General features: G+C 43.6%; 18 protein-coding genes and 2 pseudogenes. 4 read left to right on the top strand and 16 right to left on the bottom strand.

The features are described 5' to 3' along the window. Positions 1-129 precede the first annotated feature (129 nt). The 8 genes from V7K36_RS03880 to V7K36_RS03845 all read right to left on the bottom strand — a co-directional run bounded on the left by V7K36_RS03880 (position 130) and on the right by V7K36_RS03845 (position 9,683). Positions 130-1,521: a UDP-glucose dehydrogenase family protein gene (locus tag V7K36_RS03880; RefSeq protein WP_335113364.1), complete on the bottom strand. Its 1,392-nt coding sequence runs from the start codon at positions 1,519-1,521 to the stop codon at positions 130-132. 123 nt (positions 1,522-1,644) lie between these two features. Then, positions 1,645-2,595 (bottom strand): UDP-glucuronic acid decarboxylase family protein, encoded by a 951-nt coding sequence (locus V7K36_RS03875; protein WP_335113362.1) that lies wholly within the window; start codon positions 2,593-2,595, stop codon positions 1,645-1,647. 401 nt (positions 2,596-2,996) lie between these two features. Continuing rightward, on the bottom strand, positions 2,997-5,135 hold the full coding sequence (locus V7K36_RS03870; RefSeq protein WP_335113360.1) for a cation:proton antiporter domain-containing protein: 2,139 nt from the start codon (positions 5,133-5,135) through the stop codon (positions 2,997-2,999). A gap of 139 nt (positions 5,136-5,274) precedes the next feature. Beyond that, positions 5,275-5,931, bottom strand: a complete 657-nt coding sequence (locus V7K36_RS03865; protein WP_334829399.1) for an HAS-barrel domain-containing protein — start codon at positions 5,929-5,931, stop codon at positions 5,275-5,277. 95 nt (positions 5,932-6,026) lie between these two features. Next, positions 6,027-6,224, bottom strand: coding sequence for an NAD(P)H dehydrogenase subunit NdhS (locus V7K36_RS03860; RefSeq protein ID WP_335113358.1), 198 nt, complete (start codon positions 6,222-6,224; stop codon positions 6,027-6,029). A 309-nt stretch (positions 6,225-6,533) separates the two neighbouring features. Next, entirely contained in the window at positions 6,534-7,862 is a 1,329-nt protein-coding gene (gene rodA, locus V7K36_RS03855) for a rod shape-determining protein RodA (RefSeq protein WP_335113356.1), read from the bottom strand. 15 nt (positions 7,863-7,877) lie between these two features. After that, entirely contained in the window at positions 7,878-8,972 is a 1,095-nt protein-coding gene (locus V7K36_RS03850; RefSeq protein ID WP_335113354.1) for an Mrp/NBP35 family ATP-binding protein, read from the bottom strand. Between the two features lie 186 nt (positions 8,973-9,158). Continuing rightward, a complete protein-coding gene (locus tag V7K36_RS03845) occupies positions 9,159-9,683 on the bottom strand; it encodes an SRPBCC family protein (protein WP_334829407.1) in 525 nt (174 codons plus the stop codon). A gap of 454 nt (positions 9,684-10,137) precedes the next feature. On the opposite strand from V7K36_RS03845, the gene hemF reads away from it, so the two are divergent. Further along, positions 10,138-11,181 carry an oxygen-dependent coproporphyrinogen oxidase gene (gene hemF / locus V7K36_RS03840; protein WP_335113352.1) on the top strand — a complete coding sequence of 348 codons (1,044 nt, stop codon included), beginning with the start codon at positions 10,138-10,140 and terminating at the stop codon, positions 11,179-11,181. 260 nt (positions 11,182-11,441) lie between these two features. Continuing rightward, positions 11,442-11,810, top strand: a complete 369-nt coding sequence (locus V7K36_RS03835; protein ID WP_334829410.1) for an STAS domain-containing protein — start codon at positions 11,442-11,444, stop codon at positions 11,808-11,810. A gap of 92 nt (positions 11,811-11,902) precedes the next feature. On the opposite strand, the gene V7K36_RS03830 is transcribed toward V7K36_RS03835, so the two are convergent. Then, complete coding sequence (locus V7K36_RS03830) at positions 11,903-12,508, bottom strand: chromophore lyase CpcT/CpeT (protein WP_335113350.1); 606 nt, start codon at positions 12,506-12,508, stop codon at positions 11,903-11,905. A gap of 209 nt (positions 12,509-12,717) precedes the next feature. On the opposite strand from V7K36_RS03830, the gene psb29 reads away from it, so the two are divergent. Further along, the gene (gene psb29 / locus V7K36_RS03825) at positions 12,718-13,425 is read left to right on the top strand and encodes a photosystem II biogenesis protein Psp29 (protein WP_335113348.1); all 708 of its coding nucleotides are present in this window, start codon (positions 12,718-12,720) and stop codon (positions 13,423-13,425) included. 114 nt (positions 13,426-13,539) lie between these two features. On the opposite strand, the gene V7K36_RS03820 is transcribed toward psb29, so the two are convergent. The 4 genes and pseudogenes from V7K36_RS03820 to V7K36_RS03805 form a co-directional block, all read right to left on the bottom strand. After that, entirely contained in the window at positions 13,540-13,902 is a 363-nt protein-coding gene (locus V7K36_RS03820) for a phage holin family protein (RefSeq protein WP_335113346.1), read from the bottom strand. A gap of 224 nt (positions 13,903-14,126) precedes the next feature. Further along, positions 14,127-14,810, bottom strand: coding sequence for an ExbD/TolR family protein (locus V7K36_RS03815; RefSeq protein ID WP_335113344.1), 684 nt, complete (start codon positions 14,808-14,810; stop codon positions 14,127-14,129). 44 nt (positions 14,811-14,854) lie between these two features. After that, the gene (locus tag V7K36_RS03810) at positions 14,855-15,583 is read right to left on the bottom strand and encodes a MotA/TolQ/ExbB proton channel family protein (protein WP_335096956.1); all 729 of its coding nucleotides are present in this window, start codon (positions 15,581-15,583) and stop codon (positions 14,855-14,857) included. A gap of 139 nt (positions 15,584-15,722) precedes the next feature. Beyond that, positions 15,723-17,965 (bottom strand): annotated as a pseudogene (locus V7K36_RS03805) (ATP-binding protein). 280 nt (positions 17,966-18,245) lie between these two features. On the opposite strand from V7K36_RS03805, the gene V7K36_RS03800 reads away from it, so the two are divergent. Continuing rightward, positions 18,246-18,572 (top strand): YkvA family protein, encoded by a 327-nt coding sequence (locus tag V7K36_RS03800; protein ID WP_335113342.1) that lies wholly within the window; start codon positions 18,246-18,248, stop codon positions 18,570-18,572. A gap of 53 nt (positions 18,573-18,625) precedes the next feature. Here the strand turns inward: V7K36_RS03800 and V7K36_RS03795 are convergent, their stop codons facing one another. The 3 genes and pseudogenes from V7K36_RS03795 to V7K36_RS03785 all read right to left on the bottom strand — a co-directional run. Beyond that, complete coding sequence (locus V7K36_RS03795; RefSeq protein WP_335113341.1) at positions 18,626-19,003, bottom strand: GxxExxY protein; 378 nt, start codon at positions 19,001-19,003, stop codon at positions 18,626-18,628. Positions 19,004-19,011: 8 nt separating this feature from the next. After that, the gene (locus tag V7K36_RS03790) at positions 19,012-22,218 is read right to left on the bottom strand and encodes a glycoside hydrolase family 15 protein (protein ID WP_335113339.1); all 3,207 of its coding nucleotides are present in this window, start codon (positions 22,216-22,218) and stop codon (positions 19,012-19,014) included. A gap of 446 nt (positions 22,219-22,664) precedes the next feature. Then, positions 22,665-23,585 (bottom strand): annotated as a pseudogene (locus V7K36_RS03785) (ribosome assembly protein 4); the annotation flags it as partial.

Here is a 23,585-nt window from a genome sequence, read left to right as displayed (position 1 = left end):
GAGAGGCTTTGAATCTTACTCCCCTTCCTTTGTAGGGAAGGGGCTGGGGGTTAGGTCTGTATTTTATGCAATTAAGAACCGCTATAACTCCTAACTCCTAACTCTCTATTTCGCTATCTCTCTAACTCTCTACCGTCCCACGCCTACATATTGGAATCCAGCGCGTACCATTGCTTCGGGGTCGAGGAAGTTACGACCATCGATGATAACGGGGTGAGCCATCAATTTCGCCATCTTCACATAGTCAAGAGTGCTGAACTGCTGCCATTCGGTGACGAGTACTAAAGCATCGCACCCGTCAGCAAGTCTTTCGGCATCGGTTTCTACTAGCACACCAGAAAGACCATGACGCATACCTGTTTGGGAAATAATCGGGTCGTAAGCTTTAACTTTGGCTCCCAGTCGGTTTAGCTGCTCAATTAGGATGAGTGCTGGAGCATCGCGCAAGTCGTCGGTATCTGGCTTGAAGGTCAGTCCGAGTAGTCCGACTGTTTTGCCTTTGAGAATTTTCAGAACTTGTTGGAGTTTCTCCAAAGCAATCAACCTCTGGCGCTCGTTGACAGTGACAGCAGCTTTCATTAGCTGGGCTTCATAACCATAGTCATCAGCAGTGTGAATCAGAGCTGAGACATCTTTGGGGAAGCACGAACCACCCCAACCAATACCAGCTTGTAAAAACTTGTTACCAATGCGGGAATCTAAACCAATACCTTTGGCTACTTCAGTAACATCAGCACCGACGCGATCGCAAATATTAGCAACTTCGTTAATAAAACTAATCTTAGTGGCTAAAAAGGCATTAGCGGCGTATTTGATCATCTCCGCCGAACTCAGGTCTGTTGCCAGAATTGGCACTGGGGGTAAAGATTGATCCTCAGCGTACTTGCGTTCCACAATTGGGGCATACAGTTGTTTCATTAAGGCTACTGCCCTTTGACTATTGCCTCCTAGTACAATGCGATCGGGGTTGAAGGTGTCGTGAACTGCCGAACCTTCGCGCAAAAACTCTGGATTGCTCACGACATCAAACTCGGTTGCTAACTCAGGTAATTTCTCATCACTCGATACCCCACCTGCGGTTACGAGTGTTTTCTGCTGTTCAGCAACACCATCTAGAACAAGCATCCGCACCCAGTCACCTGAGCCAATGGGTACTGTAGATTTATTTACGATGACTTTATAACCACCCTTGAGATTTTCCCCAATCCCACGGGCTACAGCTTCAACATAACGAGTATCACTTTCACCAGTAGGTAAAGGTGGTGTTCCCACAGCAATAAACAGAATTTCTCCGTGGGTAACTCCAGCAGCAAGATCACTAGTAAAATGAATTTTCTCTGTTTGAATGGCTGACTGCATAATTTCTGAGAGTCCCGGCTCAAAAATTGGGGACTGTCCAGACTTCATTAACTTAACTTTTTCTTCGTTGTTGTCTACGCAAATTACATCGTGCCCAATATGAGCCAAGCAAGCACCTGTAACTAAACCAACGTAACCAGTACCAATCACGCAAACACGCATTTTTTAACTCCTCACTTTTTTCGAGTTAGTCTTTTACACACTGGCAGGAAACTCAGCCACTAAGCATACTAGCTACCGATAGGGTCAGCCTACATGAAAATTCACAGCGACGCTAGACGCCACTCAGGTGGTTGAATTATTGGCATCGCTTTGAATGCGATCGCGAAAATCTTCTATTGTTAGTTTTAGCCCCTCTTGCAGAGCAATGGTAGGTTCCCAATTTAACCAAGTTTTTGCCTTGGTAATATCAGGCTGGCGACGTCGGGGATCGTCCGAAGGTAGTGACTCAAACTTAATTTGCGCGTCCGGGTTGATCATGTTTTGCACAGCTTGTGCCAATTGTAAAATCGTGTATTCACCAGGATTCCCTAGGTTTACTGGGCCAATGTAGTCGCCATTCATCAGGCGGATGAATCCTTCTACCAAATCGGAAACGTAGCAGAAACTCCGAGTCTGCGAACCATCTCCGTATACGGTTAAAGGAGTACCCCGCAAGGCTTGAACTATAAAGTTGCTCACCACCCGGCCATCATTTTCTAACATTCTCGGCCCGTAAGTGTTGAAGATCCGAGCAACTCGAATATCAACTTTATTTTGCCTATAGTAATCAAATGCTAGAGTCTCAGCAATTCTTTTACCTTCGTCATAACATGAACGTATCCCAATGGGATTGACGCTCCCCCTATACTCTTCGGGTTGGGGATGAACTTCTGGATCTCCGTAGACTTCGCTAGTTGAAGCCAAGAAAAACCTAGCTTTCACCCGTTTAGCCAGCCCCAACATATTCAGCGTTCCAATCACGTTAGTTTTAACGGTTTTAACTGGGTTGTACTGGTAATGTATCGGTGAAGCAGGACAAGCTAAATGATAAATTTGATCCACTTCTAACCGAATTGGTTCGGTAATATCATGGCGGATCAGTTCAAAGTACGGATGACCTAACCATTTAAGAATGTTCCGTTTATGACCAGTGTAAAAATTATCCAAGCATATTAATTCATGCCCATCGCTCATTAGTCGGTCGATGAGATGGGAACCAATAAACCCAGCACCGCCCGTCACCAAAATTCTCATAGTTTCCCAGTTACTTACAAATATTTTCAGTAGCTATTGCACTTACTTTTAGATTACCCAGCTTGGAGACAAAAATACAAAACCAAAAAAAAGAACAAGGCTCAATCAAAAAGTGTTATTGAACTTACCTATTTTTCTCCGGATGTAGTTTTGTAATATTTATACCTTTTTGCTTAACAATTTAATTAGCAAAATACCAAATTTAGTCTCAAAGTTGTCAGTCTTCCACCTAAAATTCATCAAATCTTCAATAAAATAGAGTCTTTTTATGGTTACTACTGTTTTCAGTTGAATGCAAAGTAGCAGGGATTAGGTTGAAACTCGTCAAATTTCAAGCATACCTCCGGGGGGCTACGCGATGCCTCCGGCGGGCTACGCCAACGCAGCCCAAGTTCACTCAATCATACAGCAGATGTAATGCTGGTAATCGTGTTCGACATAACTACATTTGGGGTTTGAGTGCGTTGCGGTTCTCCAAGCATGACAATGGAGCAGGTAATTTGTCTGGCTAACTGGGTTGTGACATCGCTAATAGCTAACCCTCCAGGACTGGTACGATTACGTATAAAAGGTAAAACTACCAAATCATATAATCGTGCTGCCTGCAAAATTGCTTGAGCAACATTTTCATGAGCGATGATTTGAATTTCTGGGGTATTGGCCAAAGCTAATTTAGATACTAATAGGGAGAGATGCGATCGCCTCCAAGCAATTTTACTGGAACTAGTGCGGCGATCGCACACATTCAGCACAGTAATGTGGCTCTGATTTGCCTCTGCCAACATCTGGGCAAATTGTACAGGCTGTAATGTCGGTGATGTTAAATTTTCTACTGGTACTAAGATGCGCTGAATTTTTTTCGGTGATTCTACTAGACGTGTCACCGCTACTGGACAATGGGATGCCCAAAGCACACCATCAATCACATTCCCAAATAAACGCGCTCGTAACCCAGTCCGTTTACCCCAACCCATAACAATTAAATTAGCCTTTTGTTCACGAGCAGCTCTGCTAATTCCTTGAGCAAAGGCATCATCAATTCGCAGCATTGGTTCTGCGGCCACGCCCAAGATTCGACTGTGTGCCGTGGCTTTGGTTAATAACCGCTCACTCCGTTGTAGAGAAGCTTCTAACTGCGGTGCATCCATGTGAGCGGCAGCAGTAGCGATCGCCAGGGGTATAATTTTGCCATGAGACTGACGCGCTAATAACGCCGCCATTTCAATCAAATACTGCTCGGTCTGAGGATTATATACAGGTACGACGATAGTAAAAGCACTGTTTGTCTCTGATGCGTTCTGTTCAAGTAGGGGTGGTGCTGGATCTTCGGCTGGTGAGGAATTCAAACCAACAGCTATTCGACTGGTCATCAACGGCCCCAAGGTTGATGTGACAAGCATTAAGATAATCACACTGTGTAATACTTCTAGTGGCAGCAACTGGGCCCGATATCCTACTAACGTTGCTGCTAAAGTTGTACCAACCTGGGGAAGTGACAGCGACCACATCGTGAGCATTTCTTGCCAGTTATAGCGGTAAACCAGTTTTGTCAAGAAAGCGGCAATCAATTTACTGATAATCAAACCGACTATCATTAACAGTGTTAACTTGAGCGTATCTAGATTGTTCAAAAAGGCGGGTAGATTGACCAGTAAGCCAAGGTGAACAAAGAAAATGGGAATGAATAGCACACTGCCAATAAATACCACCTTTTCTTTGACTGGACCTTCACCCACAGCTTCATTCACCGCCAAACCGGCTAAAAAAGCACCAACAATTATTTCTATCCCCATTAATTGAGCGCCTACAGCCGCCAGAAACACAGAAAGCAACACAAACAAAAACTTGTTTCCTTCGTCGTCTCCAGACCGCTTGAAAAATTCTTTGCCTGCCCAATCAAAGCCTGTGACAACGGCAACAGAGTAAATAACTAACCAACCCGATAAGGTGAGTAGTTTAGCAAAGCTGAATGTTCCAGCATTAGCGACGGCTAGACAAACGGCTAAGATCAGCACTGCGCCAATATCTGTAAAAATCGTCGCTCCAATGATGACGCTAACAGCTTCGTTGTTTATTACTCCCAAACGGCTGATTATCGGATATGCCAAAAGGGTATAGGAAGCGAATAAAGAGCCAATTAATATTGATATATTCCAGTCATAGCCTAAAATCAGCCCTACTAAGGTTCCCATCACCAGGGGTATACTGAAAGTCAAGCTAGCAAACCCAAAAGCACGACTTTTCTGGCGGCGGAACTGTTCTAGATCAACTTCTAGCCCAGCGACAAACAGCAAGTAAATTAACCCAATGTCTGATAGCAGGTTAATCATCGGCGAGTCAGACTGAAGTAGATTCCAGCCTGAAGGCCCAAGTACTAGCCCTGAGAAAACCAAACCCACTAATCCTGGTAATCTTAGCCGCTCAAATATGATCGGTATAACTAAGATCACCACCAGCAAAATAGCAAAGGGAACAATTGGTTCCTTGCCAAGAACTTGGGAAGTTGGTTCCAGAACAAGAACTTGTGATATGAGTTCCATAGGTAGGAATTGAAGGGGCTATGGTAAAATTGCGATTACCTTGGGGCTGATCGCTTGATTGATAAATACAGAAGCCACCTGACGAACAATTAAAATTCTTAACTTACACTAACTAGGCAATTATCTGAGAATTAACTACCTACGGGTGGATTTGACTCAAAATGAACCGCAAGCGATCGTAGTCGTCTTTAAGTAGCACACTCAAGTTACGTCCAGCTTTAATTAGCCATTCTCGGTCAGCTTTGCGTAACTGGTATACATCTCGAATCGCAGCTGCGGTCAAAGACTCTATTGGCGCACCATTAATACAAAGCAGTGTCCGCAAAAAATCTAGTTCTTCAGTAAATTTAATGATCGCTTCTGGTTCGCACCGATAAACAGCTTGATGAATTTGTGGGGGACGCGGTGGTAGATATTGATATATTCTTTGGTTATAACCTCGATTCTGGGAAGACTGCTCAAATCCCACGATCGCAGCCCGGAATTCAGTTCTGAGCATAGCAAATATTTGGGGTTGTTCCTCGCGTAAATCTTGCAAAGACAACCCCAAGGCTCTCGCCCGGTGTACTGAATCTATCGGCATAGTTGTGGCATAATACACTACAGCATAAATTTGATTGCCAGATTCTTCATCTACAGAACAAACCCAACTACCAAAGGGTGGCATTGAGGGAAAGCTCAAATCTTTTGGTTCCAAACACTGAGCTAAAAATTCAGTACTAGTAGTCTCAATCACCTCCGCAATATGATTGGGATGGCGATCGCCAATAGCAAACTGTGGTAGGGGGAGGCGCATGGGAGTGCTGAGTGCTGAGTTAAGAGTGATGAGTTAGGAGTGATGAGTTGAAGAATTATAATTCCTAACTCCTAACTTCTCACTCCTAACTAATATTATTTAGCTTTTTTACGTCCGGCGGTGGTTTCTACGAGTTCCAATTCGCTCAGGCGGAAGGTAACTAATTTATCCCAGTTACCACTTTCAAATAATACGGCTACTTTGCCATCAGTCAGTCGTTGCACGAGTCCTTCGTAGCGATAATAGGTATCTGCGGGATTCTTGACGCGAACAGTTGCTCCAGGCAGGATCATGTTTTTAGCCTCGCTTGTTTCCTTTTAATAGCTTAATACTTCTTAATAGTCATTGGTCATTGGTCATTGGTCATTGGCAAATATTGATTGACTCTAGGCAAATAGGGCTATTTCGTTCTAGACATAAACCGCCCAGAACTAAAGTTCCTTTTCTATGGCTAAAGTACGTTTTAACGGACTATAACCTTTTCTCAGTCGTCTTGAGAGGAATGAGTGCTATTAGACTGGTGAATTCATTCTGAGGCGGGCTAGATGAGAATGAAATAGCCCTGCTAGGCAAAGGACAACTGACCAATGACTAATGACGAATCAATAATATTTCTTTCTTTGGCGAAAATTTGCTACCGATTCTACTATTCCCAAGGAAATGAAGTTAGTCAGCATGGCAGAACGCCCATAACTCATCCAAGGTAAGGGAATTCCTGCCACAGGCGCTAAACCTACAGTCATACCAACGTTCACAATCACCTGAAACATGATCATGGAAAAAACGCCAATAGCCAACAAGGAACCAAAGTTATCTTTGGCGGTTTGGGCAACATGCAGTAGACGCAAGCAAATTAAGGAGAAGACAAACAGCACTACCAAACAACCAAGAAAACCGAATTCTTCCCCCACCGCAGAGAAAATAAAGTCTGTATGCTGTTCAGGTACGAAATTCAGTTGCGTCATTGGCCCTTTGAACAGACCCCATCCCCAAATTTCACCAGCACCAATAGCAATGCGAGATTGGATTAGGTGATACCCGGCACCGAGGGGATCGTGATCGGGGTTTATGAATACAGTTAGCCGATTTTTTTGATAGTCTTTCAAAATATGGTTCCAGGCGAAGACTCCTAATTCGCCACCCAAGATATTCAGACTCCAGGCACTAATAGCGCCGAAACCAAATCGATGCCAGGGGAGAGCTCGCCAGCCCACAATTGCCATCGCAACTGACCAAATTAGCCCTAATAGGCCAAAAGCTAATGGGCCAAAAGCTAATCCTTTAAATAAAACTATCGGCTCTGTTAATGGCCAAGATATACTAAACAAAATGGCGGCAACCACCGGAGAAATCATCAGAATTAACCAGCCTGGGTTAGCATTTGCCCAGTAAAGCATTCCTAAAACGATCGCACCAAATACCAGTGATGTTGCTAAATCTGGCTGCAAAAATACTAATCCCCAAGGTATGGCAGTGATTGCCAGAACGCGGAAAACACCTTCGATGCTAGAAGCAGTGCGCCTGTGTAGCAAAGCTGCTAAGGTGATGATCATGCCGACTTTGGCAAATTCTGAGGGTTGCACGTTAAAGCCGGCGATCGTAATCCATCGCTGTGCCCCTTTGGCACTAGTACCAGCAATCATCACCGCGATTAAGCTGAAGTTGGTCAGTGCGTATGTTACCCAGTGCCACTGCATCAAGATTTCGTAACGGGTGCGAGATAAAAACAGGGCTATAAGCACGCCGATAGCCGCTACCATCCAGTGCCACCACCAGTCAGTTACTGGCTGCTTCAGTTCCGTACTGAGGATCATGATGCCACCAAAGATGCTGACAGCAATCGGCAAACAAAAAAGTAGCCAATCTACATCCTGCCAGGGCTTAACCCAAGACTTCCAGCGAATTTTGGGGATCGATCGTTTTAACAACATTGTGCCAGTTTAGACTTAGCTTTGAGATTTTAAAATTTCTGATGTCAGGGCAGCAACTGATACTTTACCAGCAATGGTAAGAGCGATCGCTGTTAATGCTTTTGCCGAAGCCGAATCTGGTTCCCCAACCACTATCGGCACACCACTGTCACCACCAACTCGCGTGGAAATCTCTAGGGGTACGCACCCCAACAATGGCACTCCCAATTCGGCGGCTGTTTTGGAGCCACCACCGGAACCAAAGATGTCATACTGCTTATCCGGTTGATCCGGGGGTATAAAATAGCTCATATTTTCTACGATTCCCAAGACCGGGACATTCATTTGTTGGAACATCCGCAATCCCTTGCGAGAATCTAACAGGGCTACAGTTTGCGGCGTGGTGACAATTACTGCCCCTGCCATCGATACTGCTTGGGTTAAAGTTAACTGAGCATCTCCGGTTCCCGGTGGCATATCTACAATCAAATAGTCCAGTTCTCCCCATTCAACTTGATAGAGAAACTGGCGAATTACACCATTGAGCATAGGCCCCCGCCAAATTACTGGTTGATCTCGGTCAATCAAAAAGCCCATTGAAACTAATTTGACGCCGTGATTAAAAGCAGGTTCCAGGATGTCACCTGTTTTGGTTGAGCGGACAGTAATTTGGGCATCAGCTAGACCCAGCATGGTGGGGTCATTAGGGCCATAAATATCAGCATCTAGCAAGCCGACTTTCGCCCCAGTTTGGGCTAAAGCCACTGCTACATTCACCGCCACCGTACTTTTACCAACGCCACCTTTGCCACTGGAAACAGCAATGATATTTTTCACCCCAGAAATGCCAGTGCGGTCGGGCAAACTTTTTTGTTGCGGTGTTTCTGCCGTTACTTCTATGTTGACATCTGTAACGCCGGGGAGTTTTTTGACAGCTTTCTGACAGTCTTCGACGATAAATTCACGTAAAGGACAAGCAGGAGTGGTCAACACCAAAGTGAAACTAACCTTGCCAGCGTCAATTTTGACGTTGCGAATCATATTCAGTTCTACCAGACTTTTGCGGAGTTCTGGGTCTTCCACTGGTCGCAACACTTCTAAGACAGAGCGAGAATCGAGGACATCGTACATAAAAAATTAAAATTTAAAATGAAGAAATACACTCGTGGCGAACATCTTAGCTATTAACTGGATGCTTTCTTAATTAAGGTCAGGTTAGTGTTTTCACCTAATGCAATCTTAACTTTCTTTGGGCATTGGGCATTGGTTATTTCTCTCCCTACCTCCCCTGCTCCCTCATGCCCCACTCCTCAGTACCTAAAAATCAAAGCAACTGTCATTAAGGGATTTTTTCTTACCAGATACCGTTGGCAATGCCGTCTTTTCTACTGCCTCGACTAAAGACCGTGCAACGCGGTCTGCGTAAGGACGGGATAAAGACCAAATCAGGGGCGATAACCAACCCCGTAGCGTTACAGAATAAGACAGACAAGTACCACAAACTGTTGACTCTACTTGATAAGTCACCCGTTCCTCTATCCCAGGAATCGCCAGCACTCGGATACTCAGCATCTCTCTAGGATTGACGCGTTCCACAAAAATCCGAATGGGAATCGGGGAAAAGCGTGTTACAGCCTGAAAAATCAATCCTGGTTTGGGTACTAATCCGTAGGGGACATTAGTACTCTTAAGTAGTGGATGCCAGGAAACATCTGTTAAATCAGCGACTTTTTGCCACATTTCATCTACAGAAGCAGAACTAATCTCTCGATACGTCCGCACCAGAGAAGCGCAAAACCGACGACGTTTGCGGTGGATGAATTTGGATAACCAACCTTGCATTTTCCTAATCCTCCTCCCTAGACACTTTCTGGTAACTCTGGTATTGTGGGCAACTACGCTTAGTTCCTAAATTAAAACTTTCTCCGAAATACCCTAAACATAGCAAGCCTCGATTCGGCGCAGATGCCAACATCCAACATAGCAATATGGCAAAGAAGTTTTGAGCAGGCAAGTCTTAACCTTGAAGTATCAAGGGTAAGACTATAGTCTAGTGTTTATACCAAAATATTCCAATTAAAAATAAAATTTCAAAAAAAAACTCAGTCAATATACAAAGCGTATACGCATTTGAGGGAAAATAACTGTAGTGATGCCCATCAATCGTATAAATGCTTAACCACTAAGAAAAAGCGGGTTGGGCAAATAGAGCTTGATTGTTGACGCGTGTTTCCCCCAAATTTTAAGATAAGAAATTTGTGGCTTTCTGGAAATTGTAATTTAGGTTCGGGAATCTATGTTGACCAACTCGCAAATACCAACTGTAGCAGCAGAATCATCCAAGTCTTTGCCAGCAACTGACGCTCAGACTAGGGTCAGTCAGTTTATGAAACAATTGCAAGACGAAATTACCGAATCATTGGCAAAACTAGATGGTGTGGCTAAGTTTCTCGAAGATAGTTGGGAACGCCCAGAAGGGGGTGGAGGGCGATCGCGCGTGCTGCGCGAAGGTGCAATATTTGAACAAGCAGGTGTAAATTTTTCTGAAGTTTGGGGTGACCATTTGCCAGCCTCAATTTTAACCCAACGCCCTGAAGCAGCAGGGCATGGCTTTTATGCCACGGGCACTTCAATGGTATTACATCCTCATAATCCTTACGTACCCACAGTTCATCTAAATTATCGCTACTTTGAAGCCGGCCCAGTGTGGTGGTTCGGTGGCGGTATTGACTTGACACCTTATTACCCCTTTGCTGAAGATGCGGCACATTTACACAAAACATTAAAACAAGCTTGTGACCAAAACTACCCAGACTATTATCCGGTGTTTAAGCGGTGGTGTGATGAATATTTCTACCTCAAGCATCGTGATGAGACACGGGGTGTAGGTGGTCTGTTTTTTGATTACCAAGATGGTGAGGGTGCTTTATATCGTGGTCCAAATCCCAATGGAGAAGCGGCTATTTATAGCAAGCAGGTGGGAACACCAGCAACCCGCAATTGGGAAGATTTGTTTGCCTTTGTGCAAGACTGTGGTAAGGCATTTTTACCAGCCTACGTACCAATTGTAGAACGGCGACATGGGATAGAGTATGGCGATCGCCAACGGAATTTTCAACTCTACCGCCGGGGACGGTATGTAGAATTTAACTTGGTTTATGACCGAGGCACAATTTTTGGTCTGCAAACCAACGGACGCACCGAATCAATTCTCATGTCCCTACCTCCCTTAGTGCGTTGGGAATACGGCTATCGGCCAGAACCTAATTCCCCTGAAGCTGAATTATATGAAACCTTCCTCAAGCCCCAAGATTGGATTAACTGGACACCACCTCAATAGTGCTGAGTTAGGAGTACAGACGCGATTAATCGCGTCTGTACAGGAGTTAGGAGTTCTTCCCCATCCCTGTTATCTTTCCCACTCCCCACTCCCGATTAAAAATTGCTACTCAGCACTATTTCGGTAAGTTAAACTACTAAAGGTAAGCACTTAAGAGAAAAAGGTGACAATTTTAGCTATAGCTTGTTAATCTCAAGTGACAGCATTAGAAAATTCTGTCGCTAGTTAATCTGAAAAGGAATGCCACGGGGAGGGCTTTAGTGATTCATATAGACCAAAAAAGTTATACAACCCAAGACGGAAACACCGTTATTGTCTTGACACCAGCCGGTCGCCTAGACATTACCACTGCTTGGCAATTTCGCCTGAAGTTACAAGAGTGTATTTCCAAACTCAGCCGCCATGTAGTTGTAAATCTGGCTCAGGTAAATTTTATTGATAGTTCCGGTCTAACCTCTTTGGTAGCTGGGATGCGTGATGCTGATAAAGTCAAGGGCAGTTTCCGCATCTCGAATGTACATCCAGAAGCCAAACTTGTGTTTGAAGTGACGATGATGGATACTGTCTTTGAAATCTTTGAAACAGAAGAGGAAGCTTTAGAAGGTGTACCTCGTAGCATTGCCAGCTAAAAAATGAGTTAGGAGTTAAGAGAGACGCGATTAATCGCGTCTGTACAGGAGTGAGGAATTAATTCAAAACTTATAACTCATGACTGATAAGTTTATCTTATTGAATAGTGATTTCGCTTGGTGTAACGATAAGGCCCCATAATCGCTCCCCAAGTTGCTTTTCCAGTTGCTGGATCAATTCCTTTGTCGTAGCTGTGAAATTCTGCCGCAGTAGCTTCAAATCCCAAGGAAACATAGACGCTATTACCAAGATAAGTAAAGCTGCAACGAGTCTCTGGTAGTGAGAGAGCGGTAAACTTATAGCGATCGCGCGCTAGTGTTTCCTGGGTAACTGTTAGGCTACAACCTGGTAGTAAATCTAATTGTTCGGGTGTCAGTGTGTTCAGTAGGGCAGGATTATCACCAGCGCCTCTTAATGCACCTGGAGCTTGAGGTATGTAGTATTGTACTTCCAGAGATGCATCGGAGTTGCTCCCCTGACGCAACCGCATAATTCGCTGGCGGTAAGGTTGATCTAGGTTAATAATGTTAGCCTGTTCGGCAAACAGGGTGATGCTATCTTCTGTGAACAGATTAACTGGTCTTTGCCACAGCCGGAGGTGGACATACCAAACTGGCTCTGCTATGGCTTGTTGCCGATTATCAAATTCACCAGCTAGGTACTCACCTAAAGCAATTAACTGGGGCGAGAAGTTCATAAATGCGATAAACGAATCATTAAGGATAATAATTTTTGGCTAGTTTTTTAGGGTAAAAGGTCTTATCCCCAGTGTCTAGCAGCTTATAAAGTGCTTCTGATTTGTCTATATTGTAAATGAAACCGTCACCAGCTAAAAGCTTAACTTGGCAAACTAGCCTTTAAGCGAGAAAATAAAGATACGTCGCCCTTAACATTCTCTTTTTCTTTGTGAATAACGTCCGTACTGTCTCTGATACAAAGCGAACTTTCTACAATCTTCACACTCGTCCGATCAACACTATTTATCGTCGGGTAGTAGAAGAATTGATGGTGGAAATGCATCTGCTGTCAGTAAATATCGATTTTAGCTACAATCCAATTTATGCCTTGGGTGTCGTCACTACCTTTGACCGCTTCATGGAAGGCTATCAACCAGAACGTGATCAAGCATCAATTTTTAACGCCCTATGTCGGGCTATAGAACGAGATCCGCAACACTATCAACAGGATGCCCAAAGATTGCAAACTGTAGCTAAAGGTTTACCAATTAAAGATTTAATTGCGTGGCTAGGTCAAACTACTCACTTAGATCGAGATGGTGACTTGCAAGCACACCTGCAAGCGATCGCCAACAATCCTAACTTTAAATACAACCGTTTGTTTGCAATTGGTGTATTTTCGTTATTAGAACTGTCAGATCCCGAATTAGTCAAAGATGAAAAACAACTCACTGAGGCACTGAAAGCGATCGCTGCTGGCTTGCACCTCTCTGATGACAAACTCAACAAAGATTTGGAGCTATACCGTTCTAACCTAGACAAGATGGCGCAAGCGCTGGTGGTAATGGGAGATATGCTCTCAGCCGATCGCAAAAAACGCGAGCAACGTAAACAACAATCAACGACCCCAGTTGCTCCCCCAAGTTCCAACGAATAGTTAGGAGTTAGGAGTTAGGAGTTAGGAGTAGAGACGCGATTAATCGCGTCTCTACAGGAGTTAAGAATTATTAACAACTCATCACTCATCACTCCTAACTCCTAACTATTGATTTTAGACGCCCAATAATTTGTAGATTAAGCTGTTAATTATAGTCAGCGCAAATGCGCCGATAACAGCACTCCAAATCCCGTAACGCAAGCGAAAGCCCTCTACTAACCAAGCAGCAATACTAAAACAAACCACGGCAATCATAAATGTGAAAATACTGGATAATAAGTCCAATGTGAGTAAATTTGGTACTGCAAAAACGAGGCTTAAAATCGGTCTGACTATTGATGTCACGATACCAAGCACTGCGGCTGAAAGGAAAGCTTTACCTGGAGTGTCAATTTCAACTCCTAGAGGCAATTTGCTAATTATCAACAGGGTGATAGCTGTTACTATCCAAACAATTAAAAGCGTCACGATATTCATGCCACAACCCCTGAAACGTGAATGGCAATTGGTGATAAATTACTTTAGTTTATCGGTGGAAAAATCTTTAAAGCTCAACCAATTATCTATAAATTAGCAGGAAATTTTTCTCTAACCGAATTTTATTTTAGATATCTTTAGGTTTGGGAAAGAGCTTGAAGGGGAGTGAGGAGATGAGCGAAATTCTAACTTTCCCCTGCTCCCCCGCTCCCCTGCTCCCTATCTCATCTTTTAAGAGTAGGTTGGGTTTTTTTGGGTGCTACAGGGGCTTGGGATGCTGGTGGGTTGGAAATACCAGGATTGATCGGACTGATACCTTGCCCAGTTGAAGGTTGACCAGTGACCGTCGGCAAGGGTACGGAATTAGGTGCTAAGGGAAAATTAGGGGTAAGATTCCCTTCAGGGTTGATACCTGGAACTGGTGCAGCACCAGGATTGATTGGGAATGACGGAACAGCAGGCTGGTTGAGTGAGTTTGTGAGCGGTTCAGATGGGGCAGGAATAATTCCCAAAGAAACGCGATCGCCCCCTACTTGCCGTAGCAAATCCAATGTCTCAATCACATCATTGTAAGTTGCTGTTCGGGAAGCATTCAGCACCACAATGGCACTGGGATTTTGTTGGAGATACTGTTTTAACCTCTCTCGCAAATCCTCCCGTTTTACAGGTTGTTTTTCTATGTAAGTATTGCCAACGGCATCGATCGTTACAATCAGACTTCCACTCTGTGATGTTATTCCAGATACTGAACTGGGGCTGGCTTTAGGCAAATCAACATTTATTGCTTGTTGCCGCGTAAATTGCAAAGCTGCTAACAAAAAAAACGTCAGGATACAAAAAACAACATCAATTAAAGGGATGATTTGAACTTGGACTTCTTCAATTGGAGTATGTAGATTAACTTTCATCGTCTCACTCTAACACCTGGTTTGGGGGTTGAATTCTTGACTAATTAATTAGGTGCATTCGGGGGTTCAGGAGGTTCAGAAAACCTGGTCTTTCCTGGCTTGCGGGGTGGAGTAAAATTTTCTGGTACAATTGCTGATGTTCTATTACTAAAGTCAGGCGGAGACTGCCGGTACAGTAATTCCATCTCATTCCCTGCCTTCCGAAAAACTTTGACTTGGTTAACTACAAAACTTTGAAATAGGCGGTAAAATGCCAAACTAATAATGGCGACTATTAGCCCCGTTGCCGTAGCAATCAGTGATTCACCAATACCAGTAGTTACCCCAGCAGTAGATTCAGTTCCTAAATCGCCAATCCGAATTGATCGCAAAGCGCGAATCAAACCCAAAACCGTGCCCAATAATCCCAGCAGCGGCGCTAAGGCAATCACGGCTTCTAAAAGTTTTTCGCCCCGCCGCATTCCAGCTAATTCATCTTCCGCCGTAGCCTCCAGTGCTAGTCGAAAGGTTTCCGCATCAGTTTTGGCGAAGCGTAGAGGGGCATAGAGAAAACGCCCGACGGGCTGATGGCTTGCAAGTCTGGCAATGTCCGCAGCTACTTCCCAATTATCCTGGGCAGCATCCAGGATGCGATCGACTATTTGCTTTTCCTGAGTCAACATTCGCAACCAGAACCACAAACGCTCGAAAATCACACTCAAAGACAGAATCGAGAGAACTAGCAAAGGCCACATTGCTGGCCCGCCCTTATAAAATAAATCTAAAATATCCACTGTTTAAGTTTCCTCCCTCCATGACTAGAGCAAATATGCCGAAGCATTTTAATTTTAGAGATTAATCCAAAATGAGGGACTTCTAAAATATAAATTTCTCGAAAACCTAAAAAGACAGTGTAAGCATGGCGTATTTGACTTAGACTGCCGTAGAAACTTGCTGCTGGGTAGGCAATTGAATGATAAACTCACTCCCTTCACCAAGAGTAGAAAAACATTCCAATTTGCCACCATGTTTTTGGGTGATAATTTGATAGCTGATTGCCATGCCCATGCCGGTTCCTTTGCCTACAGGTTTGGTGGTGAAGAAAGGATTGAAGATATGATTTTTAACCTGTTCTGGCATTCCCCCGGCATTATCTGCGATGCCTTCTCTTCGAGACGCTTCGCGAACGGCGGGCTTCGCCAACGCAATTTCCACCGACTGCGAATTGCTCATTGAGGTGCGGATGATAATCTGGCTAGGATTTGCCTCTATTTCCTGATAGGTGCGATTGGCGTTTATTTCGTCTAAAGCATCGATCGCATTCGCTAGAACATTCATTAAAACTTGATTGAGTTGTCCAGGATAGCATTCTACTTCGGGCAACTTGCCATAATCCCGAATCACTACAATTGCTGGACATTCTGGTTTGTCTTTCAGACGGTGTTGCAAAATCAACAGCGTACTTTCAATTCCTTCATGAATGTCAACTGCTTTGAATTCTGCTTCATCTATCCGAGAAAAGTTTCGCAGTGATAATACAATAGTCCGAATCCGGTCAGTCCCCATTTTCATAGAAGCTAGCATCTTCTGTAAATCCTCAATCAGGAACTCCAGATCGATTTCCTCAGCTAGCGCTTGCACCTCTGGATCATTACTGGGATGACGTTGTTGGTAGAGATGGATCATCCTGAGCAAATCTTGAGTGTATTCGTTTAGGTAGGTAATATTGCCGTGAATAAAGTTTATCGGGTTGTTGATTTCATGAGCCACACCTGCTACCAGTTGACCCAAACTAGACATCTTTTCACTTTGAACCATTTGTGCTTGGGTGCGCTGCAATTCACTCAAGGCGGTTTTGAGTTCAGTGGTGCGTTCTTCCACTTTGTCTTCTCAACTCTGCCTTACCGTTTTCTAAGGCTGTAAAAGATTCTCGCAGTTGCCCTACCATGTGATTAAAAGAGTGGGCAAGGACATTGAGTTCCTGGATATTGTTGATATCCAAAGTTTGGTCTAAATCACCTGATGCCATTGCCTGACTTGCTCGCTTGATTTGCAGAATCGGCTGTGTAATCAAGTGAGAGGTTAAATAGCCCATTAAAGTTGCCACAGCCAAGGCTCCAAGACAGAGCAAAATGCTAGTGCGGGTAGTTGGCGTTGATTTGTGCCATAAAAGTGTGTTCTGGCACACTCACAACTACTAGCCAATCCAGTCCATATTGATCACGCCAGGGGGTGACATTGACAAAATTTGCTTCTCCTTGCCAATTCAGTTGCAGTTTTTTGGATTCGGTGATCGACTCAAAGCCATTGAAGGTTTGCTGAATTTGTTTGGCAATGGACTGAATTGAAGGATCAGGACTGTCGGTGGCTTTTATTCGGCGAATATCTTCCTTGACCAAGATAAAAGGCTGCTGTGTGCTAGAGTTCGCTATCAGCATCCCATTCCGCTCTAAAATGAAAACTTGTCCAGAACGGCTAACATCCAAATACCGTAGAAACTCACTCAATTTTAATAGATGGATATCTGCTGCAACCATCCCCAGTAATAGATTCTGCGCGTCATAAATGGGACGACCCGCAGAAGCACTAATGTATGGATGATTAGGATCATTCCAGGTGAAAATCCGCGACCAGATGGGTTTACCAGCTTTTACAGGCTCGGTGTACCAAGTTTCCTTAAAGTTGTCCCAATCAAGAATAGTATTAATATGGGTGCGATCGCCTTGGTTATCTGTGGCGTAGTTGTAGTAATTTTTCGGAGGTTTGGCACTCCAATCATCAATCGTGACGGTTTTGCCATCGTAACGAGCTGCTCCTGTACCTTCACCTGTGGTCAGCCCGATGCCGATGTAGGTTAGATCATAAGCCTGCATTTGTTTTAAGAAATATTTTCCCACAGTTTTGCGAACGCGCACATCTAATAAGCCCATCTGAATGGCATCAGCATTAATTTGATTCACCTTATGGGGAATAGATAGATAAGAATTTAAATGTTGATCTACTATATTGCTCGTTCGATCCATCAACTGTTCTGCCAAGTCGTTGACGGCTTTCTGTCCATTTTTAAATGACAAATAACCTACTAAACCTACCGCTCCAAATATTTGTAATACAAAGGGAATAATCCGAACCATCTGTAGGGGGATTTTAGATATGCCAAAGTGATGCTTCTTCATCGGTAGGTTCCATCCTGCGTTAGTGCTTCGCCTTGTGAAAAGCAAATAAATTTACACTAAAGAGGCGAAACTTTAGATTTATATAACTAGGATTCCCTTTTAAAATACACAATCAACATTATTTGTGATCAGCTAATTACTAGACTCTTGTGCAGAATCACAGAGTAGGTATTTAGTGACAGATTACGAGTAGCGTCTTCCAGACTAACTAGGGCGGTTATTCCCACCGGAAGTTTTTAGGATTATTTGTCAAAATTAAAGATAACTGGAGGTTCAAAATATGAAATTTTCAATCCAATCACTTTACACTTGGTATCGCAATGTGCTTCGTAACCCCAAGTACCGTTGGTGGGTAATTTTAGGAACATTGGTCTATTTGGTCAGCCCAATTGATGTTCTCCCAGATTTTATACCCGTTGTGGGACAGATTGATGATGTTTTCCTTTTGACCCTGTTAGTTAGTGAGGTGTCTGGACTGGTGATTGAAGGCTGGAAAGCTCGTAAGGGTGATGTAAGTGGTGATGTGGGTACTGAAGCAGCTAATACTACTGAGCCTTCTACTTCCCCTGCAAGCACTATTGATGTTGATGCTGTTTCTGTTAAGTAGATTTTAGACACAAAGGAACGCGGAGGGAAACGCAAAGGAACGCGGAGTCAGAGTTAGAGGTTGTTGGCTACGCGTTTGATACCTTCTTTGAGGTGGAGGACGTTAAAGTTGAGGAGAAGACCTAGTTTGCAGTTTGCGAGTTTGAGATAGGTTAAGAGTTGAACGGAGTGAATCGGGTGGAAGGATTCTACAGATTTAATCTCTACAATTACTTGGTTTTCGACTATCAAATCTAATCGATAAACACATTCCAATTGCACATCTTTATAAATCAAGGGCAATGGAATTTGCTTACCAACATTCAACCCGACTTCCTTCAACTCATAATCCAAGCACACTTCATAAGCCGACTCCAATAAACCAGGCCCCAAAGCAGTATGCACCCTCATCGCACAACCAATAATCACCCCACTCAACTCATTCTCTTTCATCCTTTGCGTTAAAAATCTTTCACAAATTCCGTCAAGAACCGGAAAGCCTTCAAAATATAACTAGCACAATCGCTAGGAGAAGTATTGTAAAACGATCGCCACGCACTCCCCTTATCCTCATCATAGCGATCGCCTCTATCGGGATGGTGTTCTAACCATGCCAATCGTACTGCATGACCAATTAACACATCCAACACGATATATTCTTCGATTTGCAGGTTAGGATTATTGGCAGCGATCGCAGCTAATTCTCTTAATGCTTCAATATTAACTTGGCGATATTCTGGAGCTTCAATTTTATTCAGCAAATGCTCAACTAACAGAGCAAAATTTCTTTCGCCAGCTGTCATTTCCGATAACATTATCTCACTATCTAAACGATTGCGGCGCTCTAGTTTATCGCCAATTACTAGACCCTTGCAATGTTGCATTAATAGCCAAACTTGCTTAAAAAATTCTTTTGGTACGCGCCCCGTCGCACCCTCAGCTTGACGAAACCGAGGCCAACCGTCTGGTGGGACTTCTATTCCTTCTCCTATTACTGGTAACACCACCCAAGCAATATCACTTTCTTTTTGCTTGACGTGCAGTGATTCTTGCTGGCGTAACAGGTTACTCATGCCAGTATATCGAGTTAATACCTGACGCAAGCGCATTTTCACTTCAAAGGGTGAAAATTGCATTAAGTGATCGTATGCTTCATCTTGAGTAACATCCAATTCCTGCGCTAGTTCGCTGGTTATCAATAGGATAAGATAGCCGACTCTTAGCGTTAGTAGTCCCTGGAATAATTCCGGTTCCGAGCGAATTAAGATACCAAGATAGATTAAAATCTCTTGGGTGAGGACGCGATCGCGGATATCTTCACGACAAAAATGATTAATTTTATCGGCAATTTCATCGTGGGACATGGGTACGGTAATCAAGGACGCCTCACTGTAAGCTTTACCCACAGCAATTTGCTTACCTCGCACCAAAATACTCGTCACTGCATCTGATAGGCTAATATCAACCATTTGCCGTAACCCCGCAGCCCGACGCACTACTGCCCAAATAGCTAAATCTCCAGCTTTGGTGTAAACTTCGTCTAGTAAATCAGCTACGGTGACAGGATATCCTGGGCCACCATACCCTGTATCAAATTTCATTCCTTGCAAGCGAGTTAAAGTTTGTAATAACTCAATTTGCTCGTAGATATTCTCTGATGCACGTAAACAAGAAAGTAATAATCCCAAGTTGGTTTCATACTCCATCTGAAATTCTTGGGTATTTCTTAAGCGCCAGTTTTTCTCAGGATGATAAGCTAGGTAATAGCAACGTAGCCCAGCATTTTTCACTGGCGATCGCGAGAATTCTGCATTTGGAAGAAAATCAATTCTTTGGATTCCAGATGTCAGCATTAGCTGATTTAGCCGCCCTAATTTCACCCGCACACCGTTACAAACACCATCTTTCAGTTCTTGCATTAGTTCTAATAATGCTTCCGAACCGATTTCTAACATGGTATGCGTCAACATTAAAGTCAGAGTCGGACGCCCTAAATCGTTCCAATATTTTTGAATGTAAGCTAGTTCGCTTCTAATTTGATCCAGGAGAAAATGGTAATCAAGGGTTAAGTAAAACTGTTGAGAATCTGAAAATGCAGGCAAAAATACAATTGTTTCGCCGCGAATCCGAAAAATTCTAGATGTTGTTAAACTCCGTAGCCGCCGTACTGGCCGCCCAGTTAAACCAAGTTTATCGTTACGTCCAATTTGGGTATAAATAGCGGAAAATTCTCCAGCTTTTCTCACCTGAATCGGTTCTACTTGGGTAGGCGTTTGTGTTTCAATTCCGTGAACTTCTAGTTTCGTCTGTAAATCTTCATCTTCTGCTAATAAAGCGATTTGTACCAATGCCTCGCGCTGTTTTCCCACACACAAATGTCTCCCCAAAGGGTCGATATCACCAACCGCTACTAACCCTTCACTCAACATTTCACTGAGAAAATATAAACTTTGCGCCCACACCAAAGGAATATTTTCATTGGGCAAACGTGGTTGCGTTTGGGGTGCTAACTTTTCTACTTCTATGTTTTCGGCTGAAACATAATAAAGTTCTGGCAATAAACGCAAACCATTTTGTTCTATAAGTAATGCTTCTAAAAGCTCTTGGTATTTTTTAACTTGTTCTTGTTCGCCGCGAAATAATCCATCTAGAACTAAATAAGTGAAAAATAACGGCCATTCGCATTCAATATGCTCAAATTGCTTGAGTTCCCACGGTTCGTAGTGTAAGCGCTGATGATCTTCTAAAACGGTTTGGTGTCCATCACGCAGAAAGCGTTTACAGCCGTATTTACCTGCGAGTTTGTTGATAATATCGTTTAAAGTGCGATCGCGTAATTGCAAATCTTCCACTGCAAAGGCAGGATAACTAATAATACTCAACAGCGCTGCATCAATTTCTTTGGAACCAGATTCCCTCGGTAATAGGGATTCTAAAGTAATTCGGGCGCGGGCGATTTCATCTGGTAGCACATGAATCACCGATGCTTGACTACCACGCACACCAAACAAATCCAGTCCATTGATAGCTTCTAAAGCAGCTTTTGCCATGCCTACGGAACTGGCATTTAACTCAGCACTACCACGATTAATTTTATTACCACGTTCCCAAATGCCGTAATCTGGTGTGCGGTAAGCTCGTCCAATGTAGTAAACTAAGTTTTGGACGAAATTCACTTCATCAATGGTATAAATTATTTGCAATCCGCCAGCCGTCATTTGCCCCAACATCAGTAAAAATATAGATGTGGCATCCAGTTGCAAATGTCCCCATTTGTCATCACCAACAACAATGTCGCCCGTCGCGGTATTATATTTGGCGTGCAGTCCATCCAGTAGCGACTGAGTATGTTTAAATGTTTCTACTTTATGAGCCTGTCGCATCATCGCAAAGAGCAACCCGCGCATCAGTTTGATGACACTGTGTTCTAGTTCATAAGTGCGTCCCTCGTCGTCGTCAATCTTGCGGTATGCAAGTCCTAAACCCCAAACTGCCAAAATGCTGTAAACGTTGTCTCGCACCCAGGCATCAGTATAATCGCCGTGGGCTGTAATCGCTGTACTCGCAGGTAGTAAACCAGTAATCGGATTTTGCCGAGTCAGAATAATTGTCTTGATTTGCTGGTAGTAATAGTCCAGACGAGCTAGCAATTCGGTAGATGTTTTCATGATTTGGTTCAGAACTACTTGCAAAATTCGACCCTATGACTGTGAAGTTAATTATCTAAACCAAGCCAGAACAACTTCTGTAATGGTTGATGGGACAACAGCTAAGGGTGGTGTGAGTTTATTATTATCTCGTTTTAATAGGTTTCTGGGTACTTAATTTTAGGGAACCCGAACTAAAATACGATATTTGTTCAAAACCCTATCCTGACAAACCTCCCTCTCCTTACTAAGGAGAGGGACAGGTTGTGCGTAGCAGAACCAGGGTGAGGTTTCTTAGAGCTATTCGATAAACTTAAGGAAGAGGAATGGAAGTGAGGTTAAAACGACTTCGCTAAGGAATAAGAATTAAATAACATCCAATTTATGTCCCTAGCTTACCTCACCCTCAATCCCTCTCCTTATAAAGGAGAGGGAAGCTAGAGCCAGGATGAAGTTTTGCATTTTATTTAATCTACGTTCCGTAACTTCTTAAGCTCTGCATCTGTAAACGGATTTTTCCCCGCTCGTAAATCTTTCACCCAGCGCTGCCGTTGTGCTTTACTATCTTTATCCTGAGTCTGGGCGATGTATGCCTCAAAATCAGTAATCGCCCCTTGATAATTCCCTGTCAGCGCCCTAGCTAAACCACGACTATCACGAGTGAGGCCATCAGGTGCAAGTGCAACGGCTTTTTCACAGGCTGGTAACACATCAGCCGCTTGTTTTTGCAGACTACCTTGACGACATAGAGAGTTCCAAGAACTTGCAGGAATTTCAACTTTTGGATCAAACTTGAGAGCTTCGGTATAATCTCCTAGCGCTTCCTTAAACTTTTTCTCCTCTTGTAAGCGTCTATCTCCTTCATCAATTAAGCGTTCAGCCTTGCCTTTGTTGACAAACTCTTGTGCTTTTACCTGGGGATCAAATTTTAAATTAGTATCCCACTGCTGTGCTTTGCGGAATTTGATAACAGCATTATCAACATCTTCATTTCGCGCTAGCTTCTCACCTTGGATAACTAATACTGTAGCGGCTTGGACTTTTCTAGGCAGAGTTTGACATTCTGTTACTTCTTCCAGCACCTCAGGATGGACAACTAAATAATTGTTGAGTAAGCCACAACCATCTGTCACTAACTTATTTAAATCCAAATTCCATATAATTATAGTCTTGTCACCACTTGCTGAAGCCAGCCTTTTCCCATCGGGGCTGAACACCACGCTATTGACCAAATCGCGTCCACTCAGGGTTTGCAGAGGTTTGCCTGTGGCTGCATCCCAGAGTTTGATGGTGTTGTCACCACTTGCTGAAGCCAGCCTTTTCCCATCGGGGCTGAACACCACGCTATTGACCAAATCGCGTCCACTCAGGGTTTGCAGAGGTTTGCC

Source organism: Nostoc sp. (genome assembly GCF_036919555.1).
GTDB lineage: Bacteria > Cyanobacteriota > Cyanobacteriia > Cyanobacteriales > Nostocaceae > Nostoc.
The sequence above is the reverse complement of the archived record's forward strand: the minus strand, read 5'-3'. Positions and strand labels throughout refer to the sequence as shown.